This is a genomic window from Oleiphilus sp. HI0061 (assembly GCF_001635675.1).
In genome coordinates, this window is the sequence record NZ_LWFE01000832.1 from 1 (window position 1) to 326 (window position 326).

The 326-nt window shown below is 42.3% G+C and carries 1 pseudogene; it reads left to right on the forward strand.

The annotated features are described in order from the left end of the window. A pseudogene (locus A3735_RS09970) lies at nt 1-326 on the forward strand (glucose-6-phosphate dehydrogenase); the annotation flags it as partial.

Sequence of the window (326 nt, forward strand, 5' to 3'; positions counted from 1 at the left end):
GACACCGCACAATACTTTGTTTTACATGGCGATGCCGCCAAGTATGTTTACCGTGATCCCTGATTGCTTGTCAAAGAGTCAATTGTTGGATCAGTGTGAAGGCTGGAAGCGCATCGTGGTCGAGAAGCCTCTAGGTTATGACTTGGAATCTGCAATCGAGCTAGACCATGGTTTGCATTCCTATTTTGATGAATCCCAGATTTATCGTATCGATCACTATTTGGGAAAAGAGACCGTTCAAAACCTACTGGTTTTTCGCTTTGCTAATGGCATGTTTGAACCATTATGGGATAGAAATTATATTGATTATGTTGAGATAACCGGCG